Origin of the sequence: Acidocella sp., assembly GCF_050253495.1 — a bacterium.
GTDB lineage: Bacteria > Pseudomonadota > Alphaproteobacteria > Acetobacterales > Acetobacteraceae > Acidocella.
In genome coordinates this window covers 145,640-164,656 of record NZ_JBFWIX010000002.1, presented here as the reverse complement: position 1 = coordinate 164,656, position 19,017 = coordinate 145,640, and the positions used below count along the sequence as shown (strand labels likewise).

At 66.2% G+C, this 19,017-nt stretch carries 21 protein-coding genes; 8 read left to right on the top strand and 13 right to left on the bottom strand.

Annotated elements, in window-relative coordinates; all coding sequences use genetic code 11:
• On the top strand, positions 1-321 hold the full coding sequence (locus AB7D48_RS02935; protein ID WP_427975822.1) for a DUF2218 domain-containing protein: 321 nt from the start codon (positions 1-3) through the stop codon (positions 319-321).
• Positions 322-420: 99 nt separating this feature from the next.
• Here the strand turns inward: AB7D48_RS02935 and AB7D48_RS02930 are convergent, their stop codons facing one another.
• The 4 genes from AB7D48_RS02930 to AB7D48_RS02915 are packed head-to-tail and all read right to left on the bottom strand — an operon-like array spanning position 421 to position 4,167.
• The gene (locus AB7D48_RS02930) at positions 421-1,338 is read right to left on the bottom strand and encodes a lysophospholipid acyltransferase family protein (protein WP_427975821.1); all 918 of its coding nucleotides are present in this window, start codon (positions 1,336-1,338) and stop codon (positions 421-423) included.
• Positions 1,335-2,279: a tetraacyldisaccharide 4'-kinase gene (gene lpxK / locus AB7D48_RS02925; RefSeq protein WP_427975820.1), complete on the bottom strand. Its 945-nt coding sequence runs from the start codon at positions 2,277-2,279 to the stop codon at positions 1,335-1,337. The genes AB7D48_RS02930 and lpxK overlap by 4 nt, the downstream gene beginning before the upstream one ends.
• A complete protein-coding gene (locus tag AB7D48_RS02920; RefSeq protein WP_427975819.1) occupies positions 2,279-3,508 on the bottom strand; it encodes a 3-deoxy-D-manno-octulosonic acid transferase in 1,230 nt (409 codons plus the stop codon). Before AB7D48_RS02920 ends, lpxK begins: the two co-directional genes overlap by 1 nt.
• On the bottom strand, positions 3,505-4,167 hold the full coding sequence (locus tag AB7D48_RS02915; RefSeq protein WP_427975818.1) for a lysophospholipid acyltransferase family protein: 663 nt from the start codon (positions 4,165-4,167) through the stop codon (positions 3,505-3,507). Before AB7D48_RS02915 ends, AB7D48_RS02920 begins: the two co-directional genes overlap by 4 nt.
• 86 nt (positions 4,168-4,253) lie before the next feature.
• On the opposite strand from AB7D48_RS02915, the gene AB7D48_RS02910 reads away from it, so the two are divergent.
• Positions 4,254-5,066, top strand: a complete 813-nt coding sequence (locus tag AB7D48_RS02910; protein WP_427975817.1) for a TSUP family transporter — start codon at positions 4,254-4,256, stop codon at positions 5,064-5,066.
• Here the strand turns inward: AB7D48_RS02910 and AB7D48_RS02905 are convergent.
• Together AB7D48_RS02905 and AB7D48_RS02900 are read right to left on the bottom strand one after the other, a co-directional pair.
• Positions 5,046-5,942 (bottom strand): YihY/virulence factor BrkB family protein, encoded by an 897-nt coding sequence (locus AB7D48_RS02905; protein ID WP_427975816.1) that lies wholly within the window; start codon positions 5,940-5,942, stop codon positions 5,046-5,048. The two genes, AB7D48_RS02910 and AB7D48_RS02905, sit on opposite strands and share 21 nt — an antisense overlap.
• 54 nt (positions 5,943-5,996) lie before the next feature.
• The gene (locus AB7D48_RS02900; RefSeq protein WP_427975815.1) at positions 5,997-6,851 is read right to left on the bottom strand and encodes an alpha/beta fold hydrolase; all 855 of its coding nucleotides are present in this window, start codon (positions 6,849-6,851) and stop codon (positions 5,997-5,999) included.
• A gap of 88 nt (positions 6,852-6,939) precedes the next feature.
• On the opposite strand from AB7D48_RS02900, the gene AB7D48_RS02895 reads away from it, so the two are divergent.
• From AB7D48_RS02895 to AB7D48_RS02885, 3 genes are read left to right on the top strand one after another with little or no spacing between them, the layout of a single operon-like run.
• Positions 6,940-8,094 (top strand): glycosyltransferase family 87 protein, encoded by a 1,155-nt coding sequence (locus tag AB7D48_RS02895; protein ID WP_427975814.1) that lies wholly within the window; start codon positions 6,940-6,942, stop codon positions 8,092-8,094.
• Positions 8,057-8,506 carry an RDD family protein gene (locus AB7D48_RS02890; RefSeq protein WP_427975813.1) on the top strand — a complete coding sequence of 150 codons (450 nt, stop codon included), beginning with the start codon at positions 8,057-8,059 and terminating at the stop codon, positions 8,504-8,506. The genes AB7D48_RS02895 and AB7D48_RS02890 overlap by 38 nt, the downstream gene beginning before the upstream one ends.
• Positions 8,507-8,553: 47 nt before the next feature.
• The gene (locus AB7D48_RS02885) at positions 8,554-9,315 is read left to right on the top strand and encodes an arginyltransferase (protein ID WP_427975812.1); all 762 of its coding nucleotides are present in this window, start codon (positions 8,554-8,556) and stop codon (positions 9,313-9,315) included.
• Positions 9,316-9,333: 18 nt separating this feature from the next.
• On the opposite strand, the gene AB7D48_RS02880 is transcribed toward AB7D48_RS02885, so the two are convergent.
• Together AB7D48_RS02880 and AB7D48_RS02875 are read right to left on the bottom strand one after the other, a co-directional pair.
• Entirely contained in the window at positions 9,334-11,220 is a 1,887-nt protein-coding gene (locus tag AB7D48_RS02880) for a hypothetical protein (RefSeq protein ID WP_427975811.1), read from the bottom strand.
• A 6-nt stretch (positions 11,221-11,226) separates the two neighbouring features.
• Positions 11,227-12,204: a mitochondrial fission ELM1 family protein gene (locus AB7D48_RS02875; RefSeq protein ID WP_427975810.1), complete on the bottom strand. Its 978-nt coding sequence runs from the start codon at positions 12,202-12,204 to the stop codon at positions 11,227-11,229.
• A 34-nt stretch (positions 12,205-12,238) separates the two neighbouring features.
• Here AB7D48_RS02875 and AB7D48_RS02870 point away from each other — a divergent pair, with 34 nt between their 5' ends.
• Positions 12,239-13,225: a peptidase M14 gene (locus tag AB7D48_RS02870; protein ID WP_427975809.1), complete on the top strand. Its 987-nt coding sequence runs from the start codon at positions 12,239-12,241 to the stop codon at positions 13,223-13,225.
• A 66-nt stretch (positions 13,226-13,291) separates the two neighbouring features.
• Here AB7D48_RS02870 and AB7D48_RS02865 read toward each other — a convergent pair whose 3' ends face one another.
• The 3 genes from AB7D48_RS02865 to hfq are packed head-to-tail and all read right to left on the bottom strand — an operon-like array spanning position 13,292 to position 15,733.
• Positions 13,292-14,110 carry an inositol monophosphatase family protein gene (locus AB7D48_RS02865; protein WP_427975808.1) on the bottom strand — a complete coding sequence of 273 codons (819 nt, stop codon included), beginning with the start codon at positions 14,108-14,110 and terminating at the stop codon, positions 13,292-13,294.
• Positions 14,107-15,387 carry a GTPase HflX gene (hflX, locus tag AB7D48_RS02860; RefSeq protein ID WP_427975807.1) on the bottom strand — a complete coding sequence of 427 codons (1,281 nt, stop codon included), beginning with the start codon at positions 15,385-15,387 and terminating at the stop codon, positions 14,107-14,109. Before hflX ends, AB7D48_RS02865 begins: the two co-directional genes overlap by 4 nt.
• 16 nt (positions 15,388-15,403) lie before the next feature.
• Positions 15,404-15,733, bottom strand: coding sequence for an RNA chaperone Hfq (hfq, locus tag AB7D48_RS02855; RefSeq protein WP_427975806.1), 330 nt, complete (start codon positions 15,731-15,733; stop codon positions 15,404-15,406).
• A gap of 208 nt (positions 15,734-15,941) precedes the next feature.
• Between hfq and mntR the strand changes: the two genes are divergently transcribed.
• Positions 15,942-16,382, top strand: coding sequence for a manganese-binding transcriptional regulator MntR (gene mntR, locus AB7D48_RS02850; RefSeq protein ID WP_427975805.1), 441 nt, complete (start codon positions 15,942-15,944; stop codon positions 16,380-16,382).
• Positions 16,383-16,426: 44 nt separating this feature from the next.
• On the opposite strand, the gene AB7D48_RS02845 is transcribed toward mntR, so the two are convergent.
• Together AB7D48_RS02845 and AB7D48_RS02840 are read right to left on the bottom strand one after the other, a co-directional pair.
• On the bottom strand, positions 16,427-17,416 hold the full coding sequence (locus AB7D48_RS02845; protein ID WP_427975804.1) for a lipid A deacylase LpxR family protein: 990 nt from the start codon (positions 17,414-17,416) through the stop codon (positions 16,427-16,429).
• Positions 17,417-17,519: 103 nt separating this feature from the next.
• Entirely contained in the window at positions 17,520-18,188 is a 669-nt protein-coding gene (locus tag AB7D48_RS02840; RefSeq protein ID WP_427975803.1) for a DsbA family oxidoreductase, read from the bottom strand.
• A gap of 152 nt (positions 18,189-18,340) precedes the next feature.
• On the opposite strand from AB7D48_RS02840, the gene AB7D48_RS02835 reads away from it, so the two are divergent.
• The gene (locus AB7D48_RS02835; RefSeq protein WP_427975802.1) at positions 18,341-18,892 is read left to right on the top strand and encodes a nucleotide exchange factor GrpE; all 552 of its coding nucleotides are present in this window, start codon (positions 18,341-18,343) and stop codon (positions 18,890-18,892) included.
• Positions 18,893-19,017: the final 125 nt, after the last annotated feature.

Below are 19,017 nucleotides of genomic sequence, written 5' to 3'. Positions count from 1 at the left end.
ATGCCCGCATCATCCACCAGCAAAACAGGAGACTGGTTCATGAACGCCACCGCGATCATTCCCACCAACTCGGCCCAGCGTTATCTGGGCCAGTTTGTCAGCCATTTCTCGCATAAGCTGCCGGCCGCGCGCGAGCCGGACAACAGCCAGGGCGAGGTAAGCTTCATGAGCGGCCTGTGCACGCTGGATGCGGATGCGCAAAAGCTCTCCATTATCGTCAATGCCGGCTCCCCGGAGGATCTGGACCGGTTGAAGGAGGTGGTGGACAGGCATCTGCTGCGCTTTGCCTTCCGCGAAGAGCTGCAAATCGTCTGGCGCTAGAGCTTTTCCTTCCGCATTGGCCCGTGGGGAAGGCTCTGGGTCATTGTCCCGGCAAGCCGCTTTATCCGGCCGGATAAAGCCATCCGGAAGGAGGTTGTTCTAGCCTGTGCCCTTGGGCCAGCGCCGGTGCAGCCAGAGCCAGTCGCCGGGATGCCGCCTGATCCAGCCTTCCAGAATATGGTTCATCGCCTGGGTGAGGACGAGGCCGTCGGCCTGTCTGTCACCGCCATCCGGCAGGGGAATGGGCGCCTCGCAGATCACGCGCAGCCTCGCCGGCCCCACGCGGATGACATGAATGGGAAACACCGGGCAGCGCAGCTTCAACGCGAAACTGGCCAGGGCATCCATCGTCATCGCGGTCTTGCCGAAAAACGGCACGGCGATTCCGGTATCCAGTTTCTGATCCACCAGCAGCCCCAACGCACCGCCCGCGCGCAGATGCGCATAAGCCGCCCGCGCGCCGGGCGCGCCCTTGGGAAACATCCGCACCGGGTGGTCGTACCCGTCGTCGCGCAGCCGCCTCAGAATATCGTCCACCGCCCGGTTGGAAGCGGCACGGTACATGAAACCGAAATTCACCCTGTGTTTTTCGGCGATCACCGGCATGATTTCCCAATTGCCGAGATGGCCGGTGAAAAACAAAGCCGGCTGGCCGGGAAGCAGGCGCGGCGCCACATGCTCCGCCCAGCCTTCCAGCACGTAGCCAGGTTCGTTGCTGCCCGCCGCAACCTCGCGCATGTCCCGCAGCCGCACCAGCTCGGCGATGCTCTGGCCGAGATTGACCCAGACCTGGCGGATGATCCTGGCACGCTCCGGGGCTGAAAGCTCCGGCATGGCGAGGCGCAAATTCGCCTCCCCCACCTTGCGCGAGACCGGCAATAGCGGGCCGACGCCGCCCGCCACCGCGCCGCCCAGGCGCGAGGCCGCCGTGACAGGCAGCAGCCTGAGCAGCCGGACCAGGGCCCGGACCAGCAACGCCTCGGCCCGGCGGGCGTAAGATTTTTCAGGGCCGCTCATATGTTTAGCAGCATCTCCAGCGCGGCTTCATCCTCCCAGGCCAGGTGCGCCTGCACCACCAGGCACACGGCGCGCAGATGCGGCGGCAGCTTCACGAAATCCTTGGCCGTGGTCACCAGTTTCGCGCCCTTATTGGCGGCCTCCGTCAGCAAGGCCGAGACATCCCGCGCCGCATAGACATGATGATCGGGATAGGCATGATGGCTCACCAGCTCCGCCCCCAATGAAATCACCGAGCGGAAGAATTTTTCCGGCCGGCCGATCCCGGCGAAGGCGATCACCGGGCAGCGGCCCAGCGGTTCCGCGCAATCGGGAACCAGATTGGCGCGCAGCACCGGCAGGCCGGGCGGCAACCGCGCCAACGCGCCGGTTTCGTCCGCGCCGATCAGCACCGCCGCGTCGCAGCGGCGCGCGGCGCTGCCCACCGGCTCACGCAACGGCCCGGCGGGCAGCAGCAGGCCATTGCCAAAGCCATAGCCGCCATCGATCACCAGCAGGGAGAGATCCTTGCGCAAGGCCGGATTTTGCAACCCGTCATCCATCACGATGGCGGTGGCGCCCTCGGCCAGGGCCAGCCTTGCTCCCGCCGCGCGGTCGCGCGCCTTCACGGTCGGCGCGGCCTCGGCCAGCAAAAGCGCTTCATCCCCCACTTCCCGGGCGGTGTGCAGCCCATGCTCCACCAGCAGCGGTCCGGCCAGCGCGCCGCCATAGCCGCGCGTGAGCGCGAAGGGGCGCCCCGGCAGCCGCGCCAGAACATCCAACGCCACCAGGGTTTTACCCGCCCCGCCCACGCCCACATTGCCGATGCAGATGGTCTTGATGCCAACCGACAGCCCAGGGCGGCCCACCCGCCTGGCGGTGGCGAGGCGGGTAACCAGCCCAAAGGGGCGCAACAGATGCGCGGCGGGGCCGCGCCGGGTCCAGAATGCCGGGGATTTCATCACACGCCCCCCAAGATGAGGCCTGCGAGCCGTTCAGGCAATCGTTTGGCATCCGCGAACGCCTCGGCGGCACGCTGGCCCGCCAGCCGCGCCTGTTCGGGCTCGGCCAGCCAGCCCCGCGCGGCGGCGGCAAGCCCGGCTTCGTCCCGCACCTCCCGCAATGCCTGGGCGGCGCGCAGCCGGGCGGCGGCCTCCTGAAAATTCTCCAGATGCGGTCCACAAATGACCGGCCGGGCCAGCAAGGCGGGCTCGACAATGTTATGCCCCCCGAACCCGGCCAGGGAATTGCCGATGAAGGCAAAAGGCGCCAGCCGGAAAAACAACCCCAGCTCGCCCAGCGTATCCGCCACATAGACTTGCCCCGGCAACGGCGCCTGACCCAGGGCGCGGCGGGGGGCCGACGCGCATAAGGCCGCCACCTCCGCGCCGCGTTCAGGGTGGCGCGGCGCCAGAATCGTCACCAGGCCGGGAAATATCGCCGCCAATGCCCGATGCGCGGCATGAACCAGCGCCTCCTCTCCCGGATGGGTGCTGGCCGCCAGCCAGACCGGGCCGGGCAGCGCGGCCCGCAGCGCGGCCAGGGCCGTTTCATCGCAAGGCAGCGGCGATGCGAAGAATTTCAGATTGCCCCATTCCAGCACCTGGGCCGCGCCCAGCGCGCGGAAATTCGCGGCATCTCCGGCGGATTGCGCATGGATGGCGGCGAACCCACCCAAAAGCCGCCGGGCCGTGTCCGGAGCGCGCCGCCAATGGCGGGTGGAAGCGGCGGAGAGCCGGCCATTCACCAGAACCCGCCGGATGCCCCGCGCATCGCACCCTCTCAACAGGTTTGGCCAGATCTCGCTTTCCAGGAACACCGCCGCCTCTGGGCGCCAATGGTCGAGAAACCGCGCCACCCAGCCCGGCACATCCAACGGCGCGAATTGATGCACGGCCCCTCGCGGCAAGCGCTCCGCCGCCAGCCGGGCGGAGGTGACGGTGCCGGTGGTGAGCAAAACCGGCCCGCGCGCCGCCAGCAGCCGGATCAGCGGCAAGGCGGACATCGTCTCTCCCACGCTGGCCGCATGCACCCAGACCAGCCGCCCCGCGGGGCGCGCCAGGGCGGTCATGCCCTCGCGCTCGCCCAGCCGTGCCGCGACCTCCTTGCCGCGCATGGCCCGGCGCCTGAGCATGCGGCGCAGATAAGGCACCGCCAACCGGGTTGCCCCGGCATACAGCCCGAGAATCATGGCGCGGCCCGCATGCGCGCCGCCTCCAGCGCCGCCTCGATGCTGGGCAGGGCCGCCCGCCACTCCTCACGCGGGACCGCCACGGGCGCGCCGCACACCAGCACCAGCCGGCCGAAGGGCAAGGGAATCCGCATATTGTCCCAGCTTCGCCGCAGCGTGATGAAGCGGCTCGTCGCCGCGCCGCAAGGCAGGATATGCGCGCCCGTGAGACCGGCCAAAGCGGCCACGCCCGCCGCCGCGCGCCGCGCGGGGCCGCGCGGGCCATCCGGCGTGAGCGCCACATGGGCCCCGCCTTTGATCATGCGCACCAGCTCCTGCATGCTCGCCACGCCGCCCTTGGAGCTGGAGCCGGACACCAGCCCCAGACCCAGGGCACGCATGATATTGCCGATGAGCTGGCCATCACGGTGGCGGCTGGCCAGCACCACGGCGGGGCGGGTCATGCCCGCCTGGCGGGCCACGCGCAACAGAACCGGCATGCTCGGCAGGGATTCATGCCAGAAAGCCGCGATCATCGGCGCATCGCCCGCCAGCAGCCGCAAATTCTCCGCGCCATCCAGCCTGAAGCCGAATTGCAGCCGCAGGACGGCCTGGATGTACCAGGCCAGAATCCGGGCCAAAAACGCCTGCGCGAAAGCCGATTTCAGGAAGGATCTCACGCCGCGCGGGTAGCATCAAACCGGCCCGGCCGCCAACCTCGGGCCATATTGCCAAGACAGCGTCCTGGCTTTACCGCCGCTCCACCATGCCGCATCTCTTCCTCTCCCACAGCCTTTCCCACAGCCTTCTTTGGCCGGCTTTTCGCGGCCTATCCATCCATGGCTGGCTGCTGGTGGCCTGCGCCTTGTTTCTGGGCGGGCTGGTCAAGGGGGTGGTCAGCATCGGCGTGCCGCTCGTCGCGGTGCCGCTGCTCACCGGTCTGCTTTCGGTCAAGCAGGCGGTGCTGCTGCTTTCCATGCCGATCATCCTCGGCAATATCCCGCAGGCGCTCGAAGGCGGCAAATTCTGCGCCACCCTCAAGAGCATCGGCTATCTCGTGGTTGGCGCGGTCATCGGCATCGCGCTCGGGGTGAAGGTGCTGTTCGCGATTCCGGCGCATCTGGCGGTGGGGCTGGCCGGAATCATCCTGCTTGCCGCCGCCCTCACGCTGCTGGCCGCGCCGAAATTCAGCCTGCCGAAAAAAACCGCGGCACCGGTGGGGTTGCTCGCCGGTCTCGTCAGCGGGTTCATGGAGGGGGTTTCGGCCATTCCCGGCCCGCTTCTGGCCACCTATCTCATCGCCACCGGCGCCACGGGCAAGCGCTTCACCAAGGAGATCGCGCTGGTGCTGGTGATCTCCGTGGCCGTGCTGATCTTCGTGTTCGGCCAGTCCCGCCATGCGAGCGGGGCGGATCTCCTGATGTCCGCGATCGCGGCCATACCGGTCGTCGGGGGCATTCTCGCCGGGCGGCCGCTGCGCGACGCGCTGCCGCCCAAGCTGTTCCGCGCCGTGGTGCTGGTCTTCATCATCGCCGCGGCGGCGCAGATGGTGATGCGCTCAGGCCTGATCCATATCTGACGCACCCTCATCCGGCGCATCCTCGCCCCGGCCTTGCCATTGCCGGTCCAGGGCCGCGTTGCACTCGGCGCCGAACAGGACGACATAGGCCGAGATGTAGAACCACATCATCAGGCCGATGATCGTCGCCAGCGGGCCATAGGTGGCGCTATAGGCGGCAAATTTACCGACATAGAGCCCGAAGGCCCAGCTCGCCGCCAGCCAGGCCAAGGTGGCGATGGCGGCCCCGGGCGCGTAGAATATCCGCCTGTTTCCCGCCGGGCCAAACCGGTAGAGCAACCCCAGCGCGCCGACGACGAAAGCGACCATCGCCGCGAAGCTGATCAGCCCGACGATGAACTCCATGCTCCCCGGCAGGCCGATATAAGCCAGCGCGATGGGCAGGAACACCAGAAAACCGATGGCCAGAATGGTGCCGATCACGGTCACGAAGGTCATGCTCAACGCGACGAGATGAAAACGGATCAGCCCGCGCGTCTCACGCTCCTGATAGGCCAGCGTCAGCGCGTTCAGCACCGATTTGGTGCCCGTGGAGGAGGACCAGAGCGACAGCAGCAGCGATATCGCGAAGGACAGGCCCAGCCCCTTGGCCGGCTCCGACACCAGGCTCTGAATCCGCTGTGAGATCAGCGTATACACATCCGGCGGCATGAAGCTTTCCAGGTAGCGCAATTGCGGCTGCACCGTGTCTGGATTGAACACCAGCCCGTAGAGCGAGATGAGCATGGTGATGGTGGGGAACAAGGCCAGGGTAGCATAAAAGGCGCACCCCGCCGCCACCAGCGAGACACGCTGTGAGGCCGTGGCCTGAACAGCGGAAATCAGCGCCTTTTTCACCAAGGGCAACTGCGCGCGGTTGAATCGTCCGTTCAGCATGAAGGGAGTTTAAAAGCGGGTCCCGGAATCGATCAACCGCGCGGGGCGGGTGGTTTAGCCTTCCAGCAGAAACGCCTTGATCCGCGCCTGGCTCTCATAATCCATCAGCGCCGGGGCATGGCCGGCATCGGCCACCACATAGCCCTCGGCACCTTCCGCCAGCATGCGCTCATATGTTTCCTCCAGCAGCAGGTCGCTCCGCGCGCCGCGAATCACCAGCCGCTTCATCTGGATCAGTTCCCATATGGGCCACATATCCACATCCAGCGGCACGGTGGCGCGAATCGGTTCCACGATCTTGGGATCGTAATGCATGGCGACGGTCTTGCCCTCGCCGGTCGGGTCCAGCACCTGCCGGGCGGAAAACCGCGCCAGATGCGCCCATTCGGAATCCGAGAGCAGCCCGAACGGCGCGTGCACCGCGCGCAAATGCCGTGTCAGCTCCGCCAGGGAGGCGAAACGCTCCGGCGCGTCCATCATGTAATCGCGGATCCGCTGCAACGAGGCGGCGGGGATATGCGGACCTATATCGTTCAGCACCAGTTTCGTGATGGGGGTGTTCTGCGCGGCGGCGATCATCATACCGCAAATCCCGCCGAGCGAGGTGCCCACCCAGGCAACCGGCTTGTTGATCTGCGCCAGCAGATGCGCCAGCGCCACCACATAAGTGGGCGGCTGATAGGCCAGGCCATCGGGCAGCCAGTCGGATTTGCCCCGGCCCGGCAAATCCGGGCAGATCACATGAAAACGGTCCGAAAGCGCCTCGGCCAGTGAATCGAAATCACGGCCATTGCGGGTTAACCCATGCACACACAGCACGGCCGGCGCGGCCGGATTGCCGAACTCGACATAGGCCATTTTATAGAAGCGCGTGCCTAACAGATAGTTGACCGACCCTGCCCGCGCCATATCCCGCTCCTTCTCTCGACCACTTTCTGATCCTGGCCTAAGGCCATAGATGATGCCGCCATCCGCCACAACCAGCCCAGCCAGTCGGATGATCACCCTATTGATCGGCGTCGGCCTGGCGCTGAATCTGGCGATGCTGGCCACCCTGCTGCTGGCGCCCGCCCGGCTGAACAGCGATTTCCTGGCATTCTGGTCCTTTCCGCGCTTCATCGCGGCCAACCCGGCGGCCCGGATCTACGACGCCGCCGCCCTGAGCGCCTTTCAGCAACGGCTCTATCCTGGGTTTCACAGTTTCTACCCCTATCTCTACCCGCCCACCTTGCTGCTGGCGCTCTGCTGGCTGAAACTCCTCGCCTTCAAGCCGGCCGAACTGCTCTGGACCGCGCTTGGAGGGCTGGCCCTCGCCGCGGGGACGCGCGCCATGTTCCCCACCCGCCCCTGGGCGGTTCTGGCCGGATTGCTGGCCTGCCCAGCGGCGTTGATCTGCGCCGCGACGGGGGAGACGGCCTTCTTCACCACCGCCCTGCTGCTGGCGGGCTTTGCCTGCCTGCCCAAACGCCCGGCGCTGGCGGGAGTCTGGTTCGGGCTGCTGACCCTCAAACCTCAGCTCGGTGTACTGATCCCGGTCTTTCTGCTGGCGCGGGGGGAGTGGCGGGCGATCTTTTCCGCCTGCGGCACGGCCCTGCTGCTGAACGGCCTGTCATGCCTGGTGCTGCCCGCCAATCTATGGGCGCTGTGGTGGCACACGCTGCCGGCTTATCAGAGCAGCTATTTCAACGCCGCGAAGGCGCTGAACCTCAACATCATCGTCACGCCCGCCGCCAATCTGGTGGTGCTCGGCGTCCGTGAGAGCCTGGCCTGGGCGGCCCAGGCGCTGTGCGGGCTGGCCATGCTGGCACTCACCGCCTGGGCGGCGCGGCGCGCGCCCTACCGGCTGGCTGTGGCCATGACCCTGATCGCCACCTTTCTCGCCCAGCCGCATGCCTATGCGTATGACAGCATCGCCGTGATCGCCGCGCTGGCGCTGGCGCTGGAAGCCAGGCCGCACGGCGCCATCGTGACCCTGGGGGTGGTGAGCTTCCTGGCGCCGCTGCTGCTGCTCTCCCCTGGCGCGCATTGGTTTCTTTATGCTCCCTTGCTGGCGGCATGCCTGACAGCCATCCTGGCCCTTGCGCTCGCGGCACGAAAAAGCGCAGACTCGCTCCATGAGCCAGACTCTGTTCTACCCCCCGCCGCCACCTGACCAGGCCATTTCCCAGGGCGTGATCCTGCGCCGCTGCGCCGCCTTGGTGCTGGATTCCATCGGCATGGCCCTGTTTGGCTGGGGCATGGTGTTCGCCATCGCCATTTTCGGCGTTCTGACGCTGGGTTTCGGCTGGATCGCCTTTCATATCCTGCCCTGGCTGCCCCTGGTTTATTACACGCTGCTGATCGGCGGCACCGGCGCCACGCCGGGGCAGCGCCTGGCCGGGCTCGCCGTCCGGCAGGACGCGACAATGGAACCGCCCACCCTGGCCCAGGCCTTTGTCTGGACCCTGCTGCTCTGGCTCAGCTTCGCCCTGGCGGGGCTGCCCTTCCTGTTGGCCTTCCTGAATCCGCGCCGCCGCGCGGCGCATGACATGCTCTCCGGACTGACATTGATCCGCGCCGCGTAAAATCCTTATTGACGTGAGGCGCCCAAATCTCAAACATGGGCCCCAGAATGAGTTTCAAGCCCGCCCGGAGACCGCATTTCTTCTACACCACGGCCCCCCTGCCCTGCCCCTATGTGCCAGGACGGACGGAGCGCAAGGTGGTGACCGAACTTGCCGGCGTCTCCGCCGAGACATTGCATGACCGGCTGTCGCGCGGCGGCTTCAGGCGTAGCCACAACATCGCCTATGCGCCGGTCTGCCCGAACTGCAATGGCTGCGTGCCGATCAGAATCCGCGCCCGCGACTTCATGCCCGACCGCACCCAGAAACGCATAGAACGGCGCAACACGGATCTGCTCGTGCAGGAAATGCCGCCCCGCGCCACGGCCGAGCAATATGCGCTGTTCCAGGCCTACCAGCAGGCGCGCCATGGCGATGGCGATATGTCCACCATGAGCTTTTACGATTACCGCGCCATGGTGGAGGATACGCCGATCGAAACCTCCGTGGTCGAATTCCGCCTGCCCAGCGGACGGCTGATCGGCGCCTGCCTGACCGACCGGCTGGGGGATGGGCTCTCCGCCGTCTATAGTTTTTTCGAGACGCAGATGAGCCAGCGTTCGCTCGGCACCTATGCCATCATATGGATGGTCCGCCGGACCATGGAGCTGGGGCTTGAGAATGTCTATCTCGGCTACTGGGTCGAAGAGAGCCGGAAAATGGCCTACAAGGCCAAATTCCACCCCAGCGAGGTGCTGCGCGCCGGCCAGTGGCGGCCACTGGGCGAAACATCGCCCGCCTTGCCTGGCCTGCTGTCCCAGCCGGTCTGAACCGTCCCGGCGCCGCGTTCAAAACCCGAACATATGATCGAGCGAAAACCCGCCCGCCTCGTTCTCCAGCCCATGAAAGCCAAATAGGCGGCACGTCGTGTCGCGGATCAGCACATACCCCGTCTCTCCCGCCGCCTTCAGCGCGGCGGGGGTGAAATGCCGGAGCGGCCTGACCATCCGCGACCCCGAACAGGCGATGCGGATGCGCGCGGTTTCCAGCAGCGCGCCCTGGCCGTCGTAAAGCTCGAGATCCGTGCTGGAGCTTTCCACCCAGGGCGCCGAGGCGGGATAGATCAGCACGCAAAAACTCTCCCGCCCGCCAAAGCCAAGCTTCAGGAACAGCCGCGTGGAAAGCCCAGGCGGTTTGCCGGTATAGCTTTGCGGTTCGTTCTTGTAGGTCATCAGCGTGTTGAAGATATGCGCGCCGAAGCTGCTTTCCGCCGCATGGCCATTGGCGCGCTCCTCGAAACGGAAGAGCGCGTGCAACCAGCCATCCGCCTCGCCACCCTCGCGGAAATCATAGACCAGTTCGGCATGGCCGCCATCGGGCAGCGCGTCCGGTGACAGCACATCGTCAAGATCGACGGCGCATTCATGCGCGCGCGGCAAACGGCCGAGGAATTTTTCCGCGATCTTATCGCCCGAGGGCGCGAACACATCCAGCCGCAGCGGCATGTCACGCTCGGCCTCCACCATCGGAGTGGGCAGCGCGACGGTTTTGAAACGCCCACGCGGCAGCACCGGAAACGGCAAGAGATAACCGCGCCCCATCGACGGATGCATGTCCCAGATCCCTGGATCGGGCCGCAGATCCGCGCGCTCCACATTCACATGCGCGATGCGGGTGCGCCCGTCCCGCATCACCTCGTAGCGTGGGCGGACCACATGCAGGCCCGAACGCACCTCAAGCTGGGCGGGCCAGCGCAGATCCGGAAACAGCTCCGCCACATCCAGCGCGCGGGTGGCGAAGGGCGGGATCTCCTCCTCCAGCGCCACGGGGGCATCGGCCCCCATGCGGTCCAGCGCCAGGGCGCCCTGGGGAATGGGCACGCCATGGCTGTTCTGCACCCATAGGATCACCCGCTCATCCGCGCGCGGGGCGGGCAGCCCGGCAAAGCGGGCGGAGGGCCAGGCATTGGCGTCGTGCGTGCAGGAGAGCGAGGCGCCATTATCCGTGGCATAGGTATCCAGCGCATATTTCACCACATCGTGCCCCGCCACGCCGATGGCGTGAATGAAGAGCTGACCGGTGAAGGGTTTGAGGCCGAAACGCGCGCGAACCTCCTGGCTGTCCAGCACATAACCGCCGGGGCCGGTGGGGGCCGTTTGCGCCCATTCCGCCAAAACCTGCCCGCCCTGGCCAAAGAGGATATGCTGGAACAGCACCGCGCGCGCGCCATAGCCCGCCCAGTAATTGGCGGTGGTGAGGCGCGTGGCGAAGCGGCCATCGTCGCGGAAGAACACGTAATTGGTGGCGAAGTTCCGTGGCTCCAGATAACGCCCCGGCTCGGAGAGCCAGCCCGCCGGCAGTTTCACCGCATCCAGCGTCGCCAGCTCCGCTCCGGGAGGCAGCAAGGCTTGCAGATGCCGGGCTCGTTTTTGCGCATCGAACGCGGCGAGCAGCACGGTGTTCACACGCGCCCGCGGCAGATCCAGCAGGGCCCGCGCCACATGCCCGGCGCGAATTTGGCCAATGGCGCGCGTGTCCTGCACGTAAAGCCCTTCGATCTCGAAATCCGGGCAAAGGGCGAGCAAGGGCGCGGCGATGCCGTCCGGATCGAACAGGGCCACCGGCCCGGCGCGCTCCGCCAGCCCGGCCAGCGCGCGCGCCGCCAGCGGATGCGACAAGGCCTTATAGACCACGTTGCCGCCACGCTTATTGTCGAAGGTCTCGATCTCCAGCATGCGCCCTCACAATCCCAGACGGCGGCGAAGCTCCTGCCCCGCCCATTCCGTGTCGTCCAACGGCGCTGTATCCCACAGCTCCAGCACACCGGCAAAATCGCGTACCCTGCCATCGTCGGCCAGCGCATCCATAAAGGCGCCGATGCGGGAGGATTTCCCCGGCAGCCGCGCCAGAAACACCGGCACGGCGGTGGCCACCGCCTCGGAAACCATGGATACGGAATCCGCCGTGACGATGACGGCATCCGCGCATGCCAGCATGCCGAAATAAGGATTGTCGCCGGTAAAGTCCCATATCCAGGCCCCCAGCGGCTCCAGCGCGGCACGCAGGATGGCCACCACCTCCGGGGCCGTGCGGCGCGAGGGGGTGAGCATCAACCCCGCCCCCTGACGCATCATACCGGCCAGTTGGGCGGCCAGGATGCTCGCCTCGCCCGCCTCGAACCGGTAGCGCCCGTTGGAGCCGCCCAGCAGCACCGCCACCAGCGGACGGGGCAAATGCGCGAAGCGCGGGGCCCAGAGCTCCTTCTGCGCCGCCAAGCGGGCTTGGGTCACGCGGTGCAAGGCGGTGCGGGTAACGATGACGTTCGGCCCTTCGATCCCGTCATGCCGCCCAGCCAGAATCGCGTCGAATCGGGACAGCGCCATGCGCGGATGCTGGATGGCCACCGCCTTGACCCCTGGTCCGCGCAAGGCCGCCGCCACGCGCGCGCCCGCCCCGCCCGCGCCGATCACCACCGGCGGCAAGGGGGACGCGAACAATTGCGCGCCCACCGCCCAGCGCGGATTGAACCAGAAATTGGTGGGGATATGCCGCCAGGGGGCACGAAAACGCAAAGGCCTGAAATCCGGCGTCAAACCGGCGGCTTCGGCCAAGCCCAGCGCCTGCGAACGCAGCCCCGCCAGGTCGGTGCAGATGATACGGGCATCAACCATGATGACGCGGCTTTGCGGCGCGCGGCGCGCAACGTCAACCCGGCGCATTGCGCGCAAACATGGGTAGGCTAGAGTGGCGGGCATGAGTTCCGGCCCATCCTCCGCCGTGCCGCCCGCCGCCCCGCCGCCGGGGCTGCCGGTGTTCGCCGTGGAGATTTCACCGCCGGACATATCCCCTTTTCTTCAGGGCAATACCGGCGTGCCCGGCTTTACCTGCCTGAAATCCGGACAGGCTGGGCCGCACGTGGTCTTGGTGTCGCTGATCCATGGCAATGAATTCGCCGGCGCCATCGTGCTGAAGGAGCTGCTGGAGAGCGGCTTTACGCCCCGGCGCGGCCAGCTCACGCTGGGATTCGCCAATCTCGCCGCCTATGCGCGATTCGACCCGCAAGCGCCCGTCGCCTCGCGCTTCGTGGAGGAAGACATGAACCGCGTCTGGGACGATTTCACCCTGTTCGGCGTGCGCCGCTCAGCGGAGCTGGACCGGGCGCGCGAGATCAAGCCCATCATCGATTCGGCCGATATTCTGCTCGATCTGCATTCCATGCTTTGGCCCTCGGACCCGCTGCTGCTCTGTGGCGCCGGGCCACGCGGGCGGGCATTGGGTTTGGCGGTGGGCACACCGGATCTGGTGGTGGCCGATGCCGGGCATGCCGGTGGCAAAAGGCTGATCGATTACGGGCGCTTTACCGAGAATGCCCCCAATGGCGCCGCCTGTCTGTTGGCCGAGGCCGGCGCCCACTGGCGGCGGGAGGCCGTGGCGCAAAGCCGCGCCACCGTGTGGGCCCTGCTGCGCCATGCCGGGATGATGGAAGGCCACCGCCCAGCCCCGTCACGACGTTTCGCCGAAGTGATCAGGCTGATCACCGCCCGCACGAACCGGTTCACGTTCGAGAGGGAGTTTCGCGGCGGCGAGATCATCGCGCGCGCGGGCACCCTGATCGCCCATGACGGGGATGAGGAAATCCGCACGCCGGAGGATAATCTCATCATGATCATGCCCAGCCTGAAAGTCGGTTACGGCCATACCGCGGTGCGGCTGGCGCGCATGTCGAAGGAAGCAGGGTAGAACGGCGTAACATCGAGCCTGCTTGAAACCCCTCATGGGGCCGTGCGGGATGTCAGGCGGCGCTTATTAGCGCAGCAGCGCATCCGCCAGCGCGGTCCAGCTTGCCTCGTCGGGCGTCAGCAACAGCCCGCCCTCGGTTCGGGACGGCCGGTATGGCGAACCGTCGAAATGCCGGGCATGGCCGCCCGCCTCGCGGTGCAGCAGCACGCCCGCCGCATGATCCCAGGGCAACAGCTTGCGAAACATCTGCGCATGGCAATAGCCGGCCGACAGCATGCGGTATTGGTGCGCCGCGCAACGGTAATCCGTCACCGCCGCCAGCTTGTCCAGCCGGTGCAGCACATGAGAGCGCAAGGGCTCCGGCATGAACCGCCAGGACATGGAGCCGACCATCTGATCGACCGGCACGGGAGCGGCCACATGCATCCGGCGGCGCGCGCCATCGGCCGCCACCAGCCAGCTTCCCCGCCCTTTGAGCGCCACGGCGCAATCATCGCCAAACGGATCGAAGATGAAGCCCGCCAGCAGCTCATCCGCCTCCACCAAGGCCGCCATGACCCCGAACAAAGGCAGCTCGGAGGTGAAATTGGCCGTGCCGTCGATCGGATCGAGGATCCAGACCCGCCCCGGCTCCGCAAGCCGCTCGATGCGCGCCATGCCGCTGGAAACGGCTTCCTCGCCAATGACGTCGTCCTTGGGAAAAAGCCGGTTCAACCCGGCCTTCAGCGCTTGTTCCGCCGCCACGTCGGCCACCGTCACCGGGTCCAGCGGCCCGGCCTTGGTGCGCACATCCCCCGGCGCCAGCTTCTTGAACCGGGGCAGGATCTCCGTCCGCGCCACGTGCCGTAGCAGATCGGTGACGGATTTCACCTCGCTCTCGTTCATAATGTATCGAACCTCGCTCTATCGGTGGCGGAGAGCCTGACCCGCAGCTTCATCCGGGTTTCGCCATCCTCGCGGGAGAGTACCTCGCCATGGCGGTACAGCCACGCAATCCGCGCGCCATCAGCCACGGGCACCTCCAGCTCGAAAACCTCCTGCGTCGCCGCCAGGCGCGAATCAATTTCCGCCAGCAAGCCGGGCAATCCCTCGCCCGTGAGGGCGGAAACAGCCACCCCCTCGCCCTGCACCACATGCGCGACCCCGCCCAGCATGTCCGCCTTGTTCAACACTTCCAGCGCGCGGGTCGGCCAATCCTCGTCCAACGCGCCGTCCTTGGCCATGCGGTTGAGCACGCCGCGCACATCCTTGGCCTGCGCCTCGGTATCAGGATGAGAGACATCGCGCACATGCAGCAGCAAATCCGCCTCCGCCACCTCTTCCAGCGTGGCACGGAAGGCGGCCACCAGCTCTGTCGGCAGTTCGGAAATGAAACCCACCGTATCGGACAGGATGATGTTGCGCCCGGAAGGCAATGTGAGCGCGCGCATGGTCGGGTCCAGCGTGGCGAAAAGCTGGTCCTCCGCCATCACGGCGGCCCCGGTCAGGGCGTTGAAGAGAGTGGATTTCCCCGCATTGGTGTACCCCACCAGCGCCACGATCGGGTAGGGCACCTTCTTGCGCGCGCCGCGGTGCAGCCCGCGCGTGCGCCGGACATCCTCCAGCTCGGCCTTCAGTTTCACGATCCGCTCGCCGATCAAGCGGCGGTCCGCCTCGATCTGCGTTTCACCGGGCCCGCCCAGAAAGCCAAAACCGCCGCGCTGGCGTTCAAGATGGGTCCAGGACCGCACCAGCCGGGAGCGCTGATATTCGAGATGCGCCAGTTCCACCTGCAACGCCCCCTCGCGCGTGCGGGCGCGCTCGCCGAAAATATCGAGAATGAGGCCCGTGCGGTCGATCACCTTGATGCCCCAGGCTTTTTCCAGATTGCGCTGCTGCACGGGACTCAAGGTGGAATCCACCACCGCCACGTCCACCCGCGCGTCGCGCAACGCGGCGGCGGCGGCTTCCACCTGCCCCTTGCCCAGCAGGGTGGCGGGCGTGACCGAGCGGAGCTGGAAAATCCGCTCATGCACGATCACCAGCCCGATGGAAGCGGCCAGCCCCACCGCCTCAGACAGGCGGGCCTCGGCGGAGCGGCTCTGCCCCGCGGCAAAGGCCGCCTGTTTGTCCCAAGGCAGCAAGATCGCCGCCCGGCTCGGCGGGGGCGCTGTGTCCTTCATCACGCCATCCGGGACTTCAGCCTTCGGAGTCCTGGTCGTAATTCGGCTCCGGGGCGCGGCTGAGCTTGAGCGTGCCCGGCCCACCCTCGGCGGCCGGGGCCGCCCCTTCCGTGCGGGCGGCGTCGAACAGCATGATCGGCGCGCCAGGCATCACGGTGCTGATGGCGTGCTTATAGACAAGCTGCGTGTGCCCGTCCCTGCGCAGCAGGACCGAAAAATTATCGAACCAGGTGATGACGCCCTGGAGCTTCACGCCATTGACCAGAAACACCGTCACCGGCGTCTTGCTCTTGCGGACGTGATTCAGGAATACGTCCTGCACGTTTTGCGACTTTTCATTGGCCACGATGGTACCCCTTTGTTTTTGTCGTCCGCTTTGCCGGGCGAGTGATTGATTCGACTGCAAAAATTTCAAGTTTGGCCGGCTGCGTGGCGCAGACCGCCCAGGCCCCCACTATAGCAAAATGGTGCAACGCGACAACCGCGCCTCCTACCTCTTGCCAGCATGGGGCTTTTCCCTCAAATCATGCCCCGATACCGGAGTTCGCCATAAAATGGCCGCAAACCCCCTGCCCGCCGTCCTTCCCGCGGAGCCGACGCAAGCCAGGCGCTTCGGCAAGACCCGCGCCGCCCAGTCCAGCGCCACGCTTGAGGATTACGCCGAGCTGATCGATGACCTGCTGACCAGCACCGGCAGTGCCCGCCCCACGGACATCGCCCGGCGGCTGGGCGTCTCGCATGCCACGGCGATCAAGACCATCGGACGTCTGAAGCGCGAGGGGCTGGCGACCTCCCTGCCTTACCGCGGCGTGTTCCTGACGGAGGCCGGAAGCCGTCTGGCCGCCAAAAGCCGGGAGCGCCACCGTGTGGTGGTGGAAGTGCTCATCGCCATCGGCGTGCCGCGCGAAGCGGCGGAAGAGGACGCGGAGGGCATGGAGCATCACATCTCCCCCGCGACCCTGGCGGCATTCCGGGCCTTTCTGAAACAAGCCTGAGCACGCGGGGGCAAGCCGCGCCGCCTCGGTTTTAACCCGAACGTCTAAAACCTGACGGACAGCGCCACCGAGCCATATTGAAACGCCGGGGCGGAATGATGGAATTCCGGTGTCTCAAACGTCTCCACGGCGGATAGCCGCACACCGCGATAAATCACCGCCGCGCCGACCTCCAAATCTCCTTGCCAATGAGTCAGCCCGGTTCCTCGGCTGGATTGGAAGGTATTGCCCTGGATGAGCAGGTTGTGCGCGACGAAACGCCCCAGCACACCGCCAAAGACATACCACACGAATGGCCGCGTGGGGGTATAGGCGTCCGTGCCGGAAAGCTGAGGCTGGATCAGCGCCGGACCGAAATCCGAATCCAACCCCTGGCCGAAACGCAGGATACCGCCCGCCTGGGCATAAATCTCGCTATTGCCCAACTGCCCGGTGAGCTGCGGCAATAGCTGCAAGCCGACTCCGTCGAAATCCGCGAGATTTTCACGCCAGATGCGCCCGCCGAAAAAATCCAGCGTCGGTTCGTTATGGAGCTGATAACCCCAGCCTTTGTTGGTGGTGTCACCGATGATCGCATGGAAACCGTTCTGCACGGATTGCGCCAGAGAGGCCGGTCCCACGACCCCCACCGCGGCACCGGCGATGGAGCGCATTTGCGTGGTATCCTGGATCAGGCTCAGGCGCAGGGAAAGCTGCCCGGCATAAGGACGGTCCTGCGGGTCGGGATCGTAAAGCTGTGTATCCGTCGGCGTGAAGATCACCTGCTGGAGGTCGATCTCAAGCCGTTGCCGCCCCTCGCCGAACATGCCGTGGCCAAGCTGGGAGATAAATCCCGGCACCGCGCCGGTCGGGCCGACATAACCGAGCCGTTCGCCGGAGGTATATAGCTCATCCGTGCCGGGCAAGGAGAGCGCGTCGTCCTCAAGCTGAACGGTGACGATGCTGTGTGGATCATCCGGCGGCAAGGCGGCGCGCGCTGAGGAAAATGAGCCGAGCGTGGCCACGCCGAGCGCGGCGAGACAAGATGCAGTCACGTATTTCTTCACGTTTGAACAGCCTCTTATTGAAAAGCAAAACCGGAGACGCTGTTACAAGATGGATTGCCGGTAACGAAAAAGCAAACCACCGGCCGGGCTCTCACCGCTCCCGGCCGGTGCTCAAGGCCAGGTCGATCAGCCGTTCCAGCACCTCGCCCTCTTGCGCGCCGGCGATCGCGTGCTCGCCATCGACAAGGAAGCAAGGCACGCCATTTATGCCCAGCCTGTGGGCATGAAGATTCTCCGCATGCACGAACTCCGCCCCCTCGCCCGTCTCCAGAAACTCCATCGCGGCCCGCTCATCCATGCCCGCCTGCCCCGCCAGCATTGCAAGCACGGCATGGCTGCCAATATCCTGCCCCTCGACGAAATGCGCGGCGAAGATACGCGCCACCAGCCTGTCGGCCATGCCCATGCGCGCCGCCTCGCGCACCAGCCGGTGCGCATCCACGCTGCTGGGGGTTCGCCGGATGGCGGAAAAATTAAATTCAATGCCCTCCGTCGCCCCCAACTCGGCGATGGAGGCGTAAAGCCGGCGCGCCCTGTCCTCCGCGCCGAATTTGCGGATCATGTAATCGGCGCGCGCCATGCCGTTCCGGGGCATGTCGGGGTTTAGCAGAAAAGGGCGCCAGTTCAGCTCCGCATCCAGCCCGCGCCGGCGGGCCAGCAGAAAGAAAAGCCGCTTCACCCCCAGATAACACCAGGGACATACGAAATCGAACACGATCTCGATCACCAGCCGTGGCGGCGGAGGAGCCAGACTATTCATTGGCCGAACATAGCGGCATTCGCCCGCCAGGGCGAGCGTTTGGCACACTGGCGCGAAACTTGCCGCCACCGGCGCGCCAGCCCCGGGTTCGCGCGGCCACGCGCGGGGCCGACAAGCTTGTTCGGAGGGGGATTATCGCCTAATTCCGTGGCATGACCGAAAGCAACGACAAGACCCCCGAAACCCCGGCGCCGCAGGACGAGGCCTTGCTGGAAGCACCGGATGAACGCATCGCCCGGCTGGAGCAGGAAGCGCAGGAGATGCGCGACAAATGGCTGCGCGCCGAGGCCGAGATGGCCAATCTACGCGCCCGCACCAAGCGCGAGGTCGAGGATGCGCGCCTCTACGCCGTGCAGAAATTCGCCAAGGATGTGGTCGAGGCCGCCGAAAACCTGAAACGCGGCATCGACAGCCTGCCGGCGCGCGCCGAAGGAGAGCCGGAATTGCTGACCAAGCTACGCGAGGGCTTCGAGGGCATCGAACGCTCCTTCATCGGCATTCTGGAGCGCAACGGCATCACCCGCAGCGACCCGACCGGCGCGGCCTTCGACGCCAATCTGCATCAGGCCATGGCCGAGCAGGACAGCACGGACCATCCCCCCGGCACCGTGCTGCAGGCCTGGAGCCAGACATGGCAGCTCAATGGCCGGCTGCTGCGCCCGGCCATGGTCGTCGTCTCCAAGGCCCCCGCCCAGCAGGGCTGAGCACCGGCCGCGCCGGGGCAATATCCGATCAGATAAAGCCATCCCAGATAAAGCCATCTGATCGGATAAACCGCCCGGAAATTTTCTAAGCCCCGGTACTTTCCCAAGGCCAACCAGCCCTGTTG

Excerpts from the sequence above, each read along its gene's own strand:
- AB7D48_RS02935 (WP_427975822.1), top strand. The coding sequence starts at position 1 with ATGCCCGCATCATCCACCAGCAAAACAGGAGACTGGTTCATGAACGCC.
- AB7D48_RS02930 (WP_427975821.1), bottom strand. The coding sequence starts at position 1,338 with ATGAGCGGCCCTGAAAAATCTTACGCCCGCCGGGCCGAGGCGTTGCTG.
- lpxK (WP_427975820.1), bottom strand. The coding sequence starts at position 2,279 with ATGAAATCCCCGGCATTCTGGACCCGGCGCGGCCCCGCCGCGCATCTG.
- AB7D48_RS02920 (WP_427975819.1), bottom strand. The coding sequence starts at position 3,508 with ATGATTCTCGGGCTGTATGCCGGGGCAACCCGGTTGGCGGTGCCTTAT.
- AB7D48_RS02910 (WP_427975817.1), top strand. The coding sequence starts at position 4,254 with ATGCCGCATCTCTTCCTCTCCCACAGCCTTTCCCACAGCCTTCTTTGG.
- AB7D48_RS02905 (WP_427975816.1), bottom strand. The coding sequence starts at position 5,942 with ATGCTGAACGGACGATTCAACCGCGCGCAGTTGCCCTTGGTGAAAAAG.
- AB7D48_RS02900 (WP_427975815.1), bottom strand. The coding sequence starts at position 6,851 with ATGGCGCGGGCAGGGTCGGTCAACTATCTGTTAGGCACGCGCTTCTAT.
- AB7D48_RS02895 (WP_427975814.1), top strand. The coding sequence starts at position 6,940 with ATGATCACCCTATTGATCGGCGTCGGCCTGGCGCTGAATCTGGCGATG.
- AB7D48_RS02890 (WP_427975813.1), top strand. The coding sequence starts at position 8,057 with ATGAGCCAGACTCTGTTCTACCCCCCGCCGCCACCTGACCAGGCCATT.
- AB7D48_RS02885 (WP_427975812.1), top strand. The coding sequence starts at position 8,554 with ATGAGTTTCAAGCCCGCCCGGAGACCGCATTTCTTCTACACCACGGCC.
- AB7D48_RS02880 (WP_427975811.1), bottom strand. The coding sequence starts at position 11,220 with ATGCTGGAGATCGAGACCTTCGACAATAAGCGTGGCGGCAACGTGGTC.
- AB7D48_RS02875 (WP_427975810.1), bottom strand. The coding sequence starts at position 12,204 with ATGCGCCGGGTTGACGTTGCGCGCCGCGCGCCGCAAAGCCGCGTCATC.
- AB7D48_RS02870 (WP_427975809.1), top strand. The coding sequence starts at position 12,239 with ATGAGTTCCGGCCCATCCTCCGCCGTGCCGCCCGCCGCCCCGCCGCCG.
- AB7D48_RS02865 (WP_427975808.1), bottom strand. The coding sequence starts at position 14,110 with ATGAACGAGAGCGAGGTGAAATCCGTCACCGATCTGCTACGGCACGTG.
- hflX (WP_427975807.1), bottom strand. The coding sequence starts at position 15,387 with ATGAAGGACACAGCGCCCCCGCCGAGCCGGGCGGCGATCTTGCTGCCT.
- mntR (WP_427975805.1), top strand. The coding sequence starts at position 15,942 with ATGGCCGCAAACCCCCTGCCCGCCGTCCTTCCCGCGGAGCCGACGCAA.
- AB7D48_RS02840 (WP_427975803.1), bottom strand. The coding sequence starts at position 18,188 with ATGAATAGTCTGGCTCCTCCGCCGCCACGGCTGGTGATCGAGATCGTG.
- AB7D48_RS02835 (WP_427975802.1), top strand. The coding sequence starts at position 18,341 with ATGACCGAAAGCAACGACAAGACCCCCGAAACCCCGGCGCCGCAGGAC.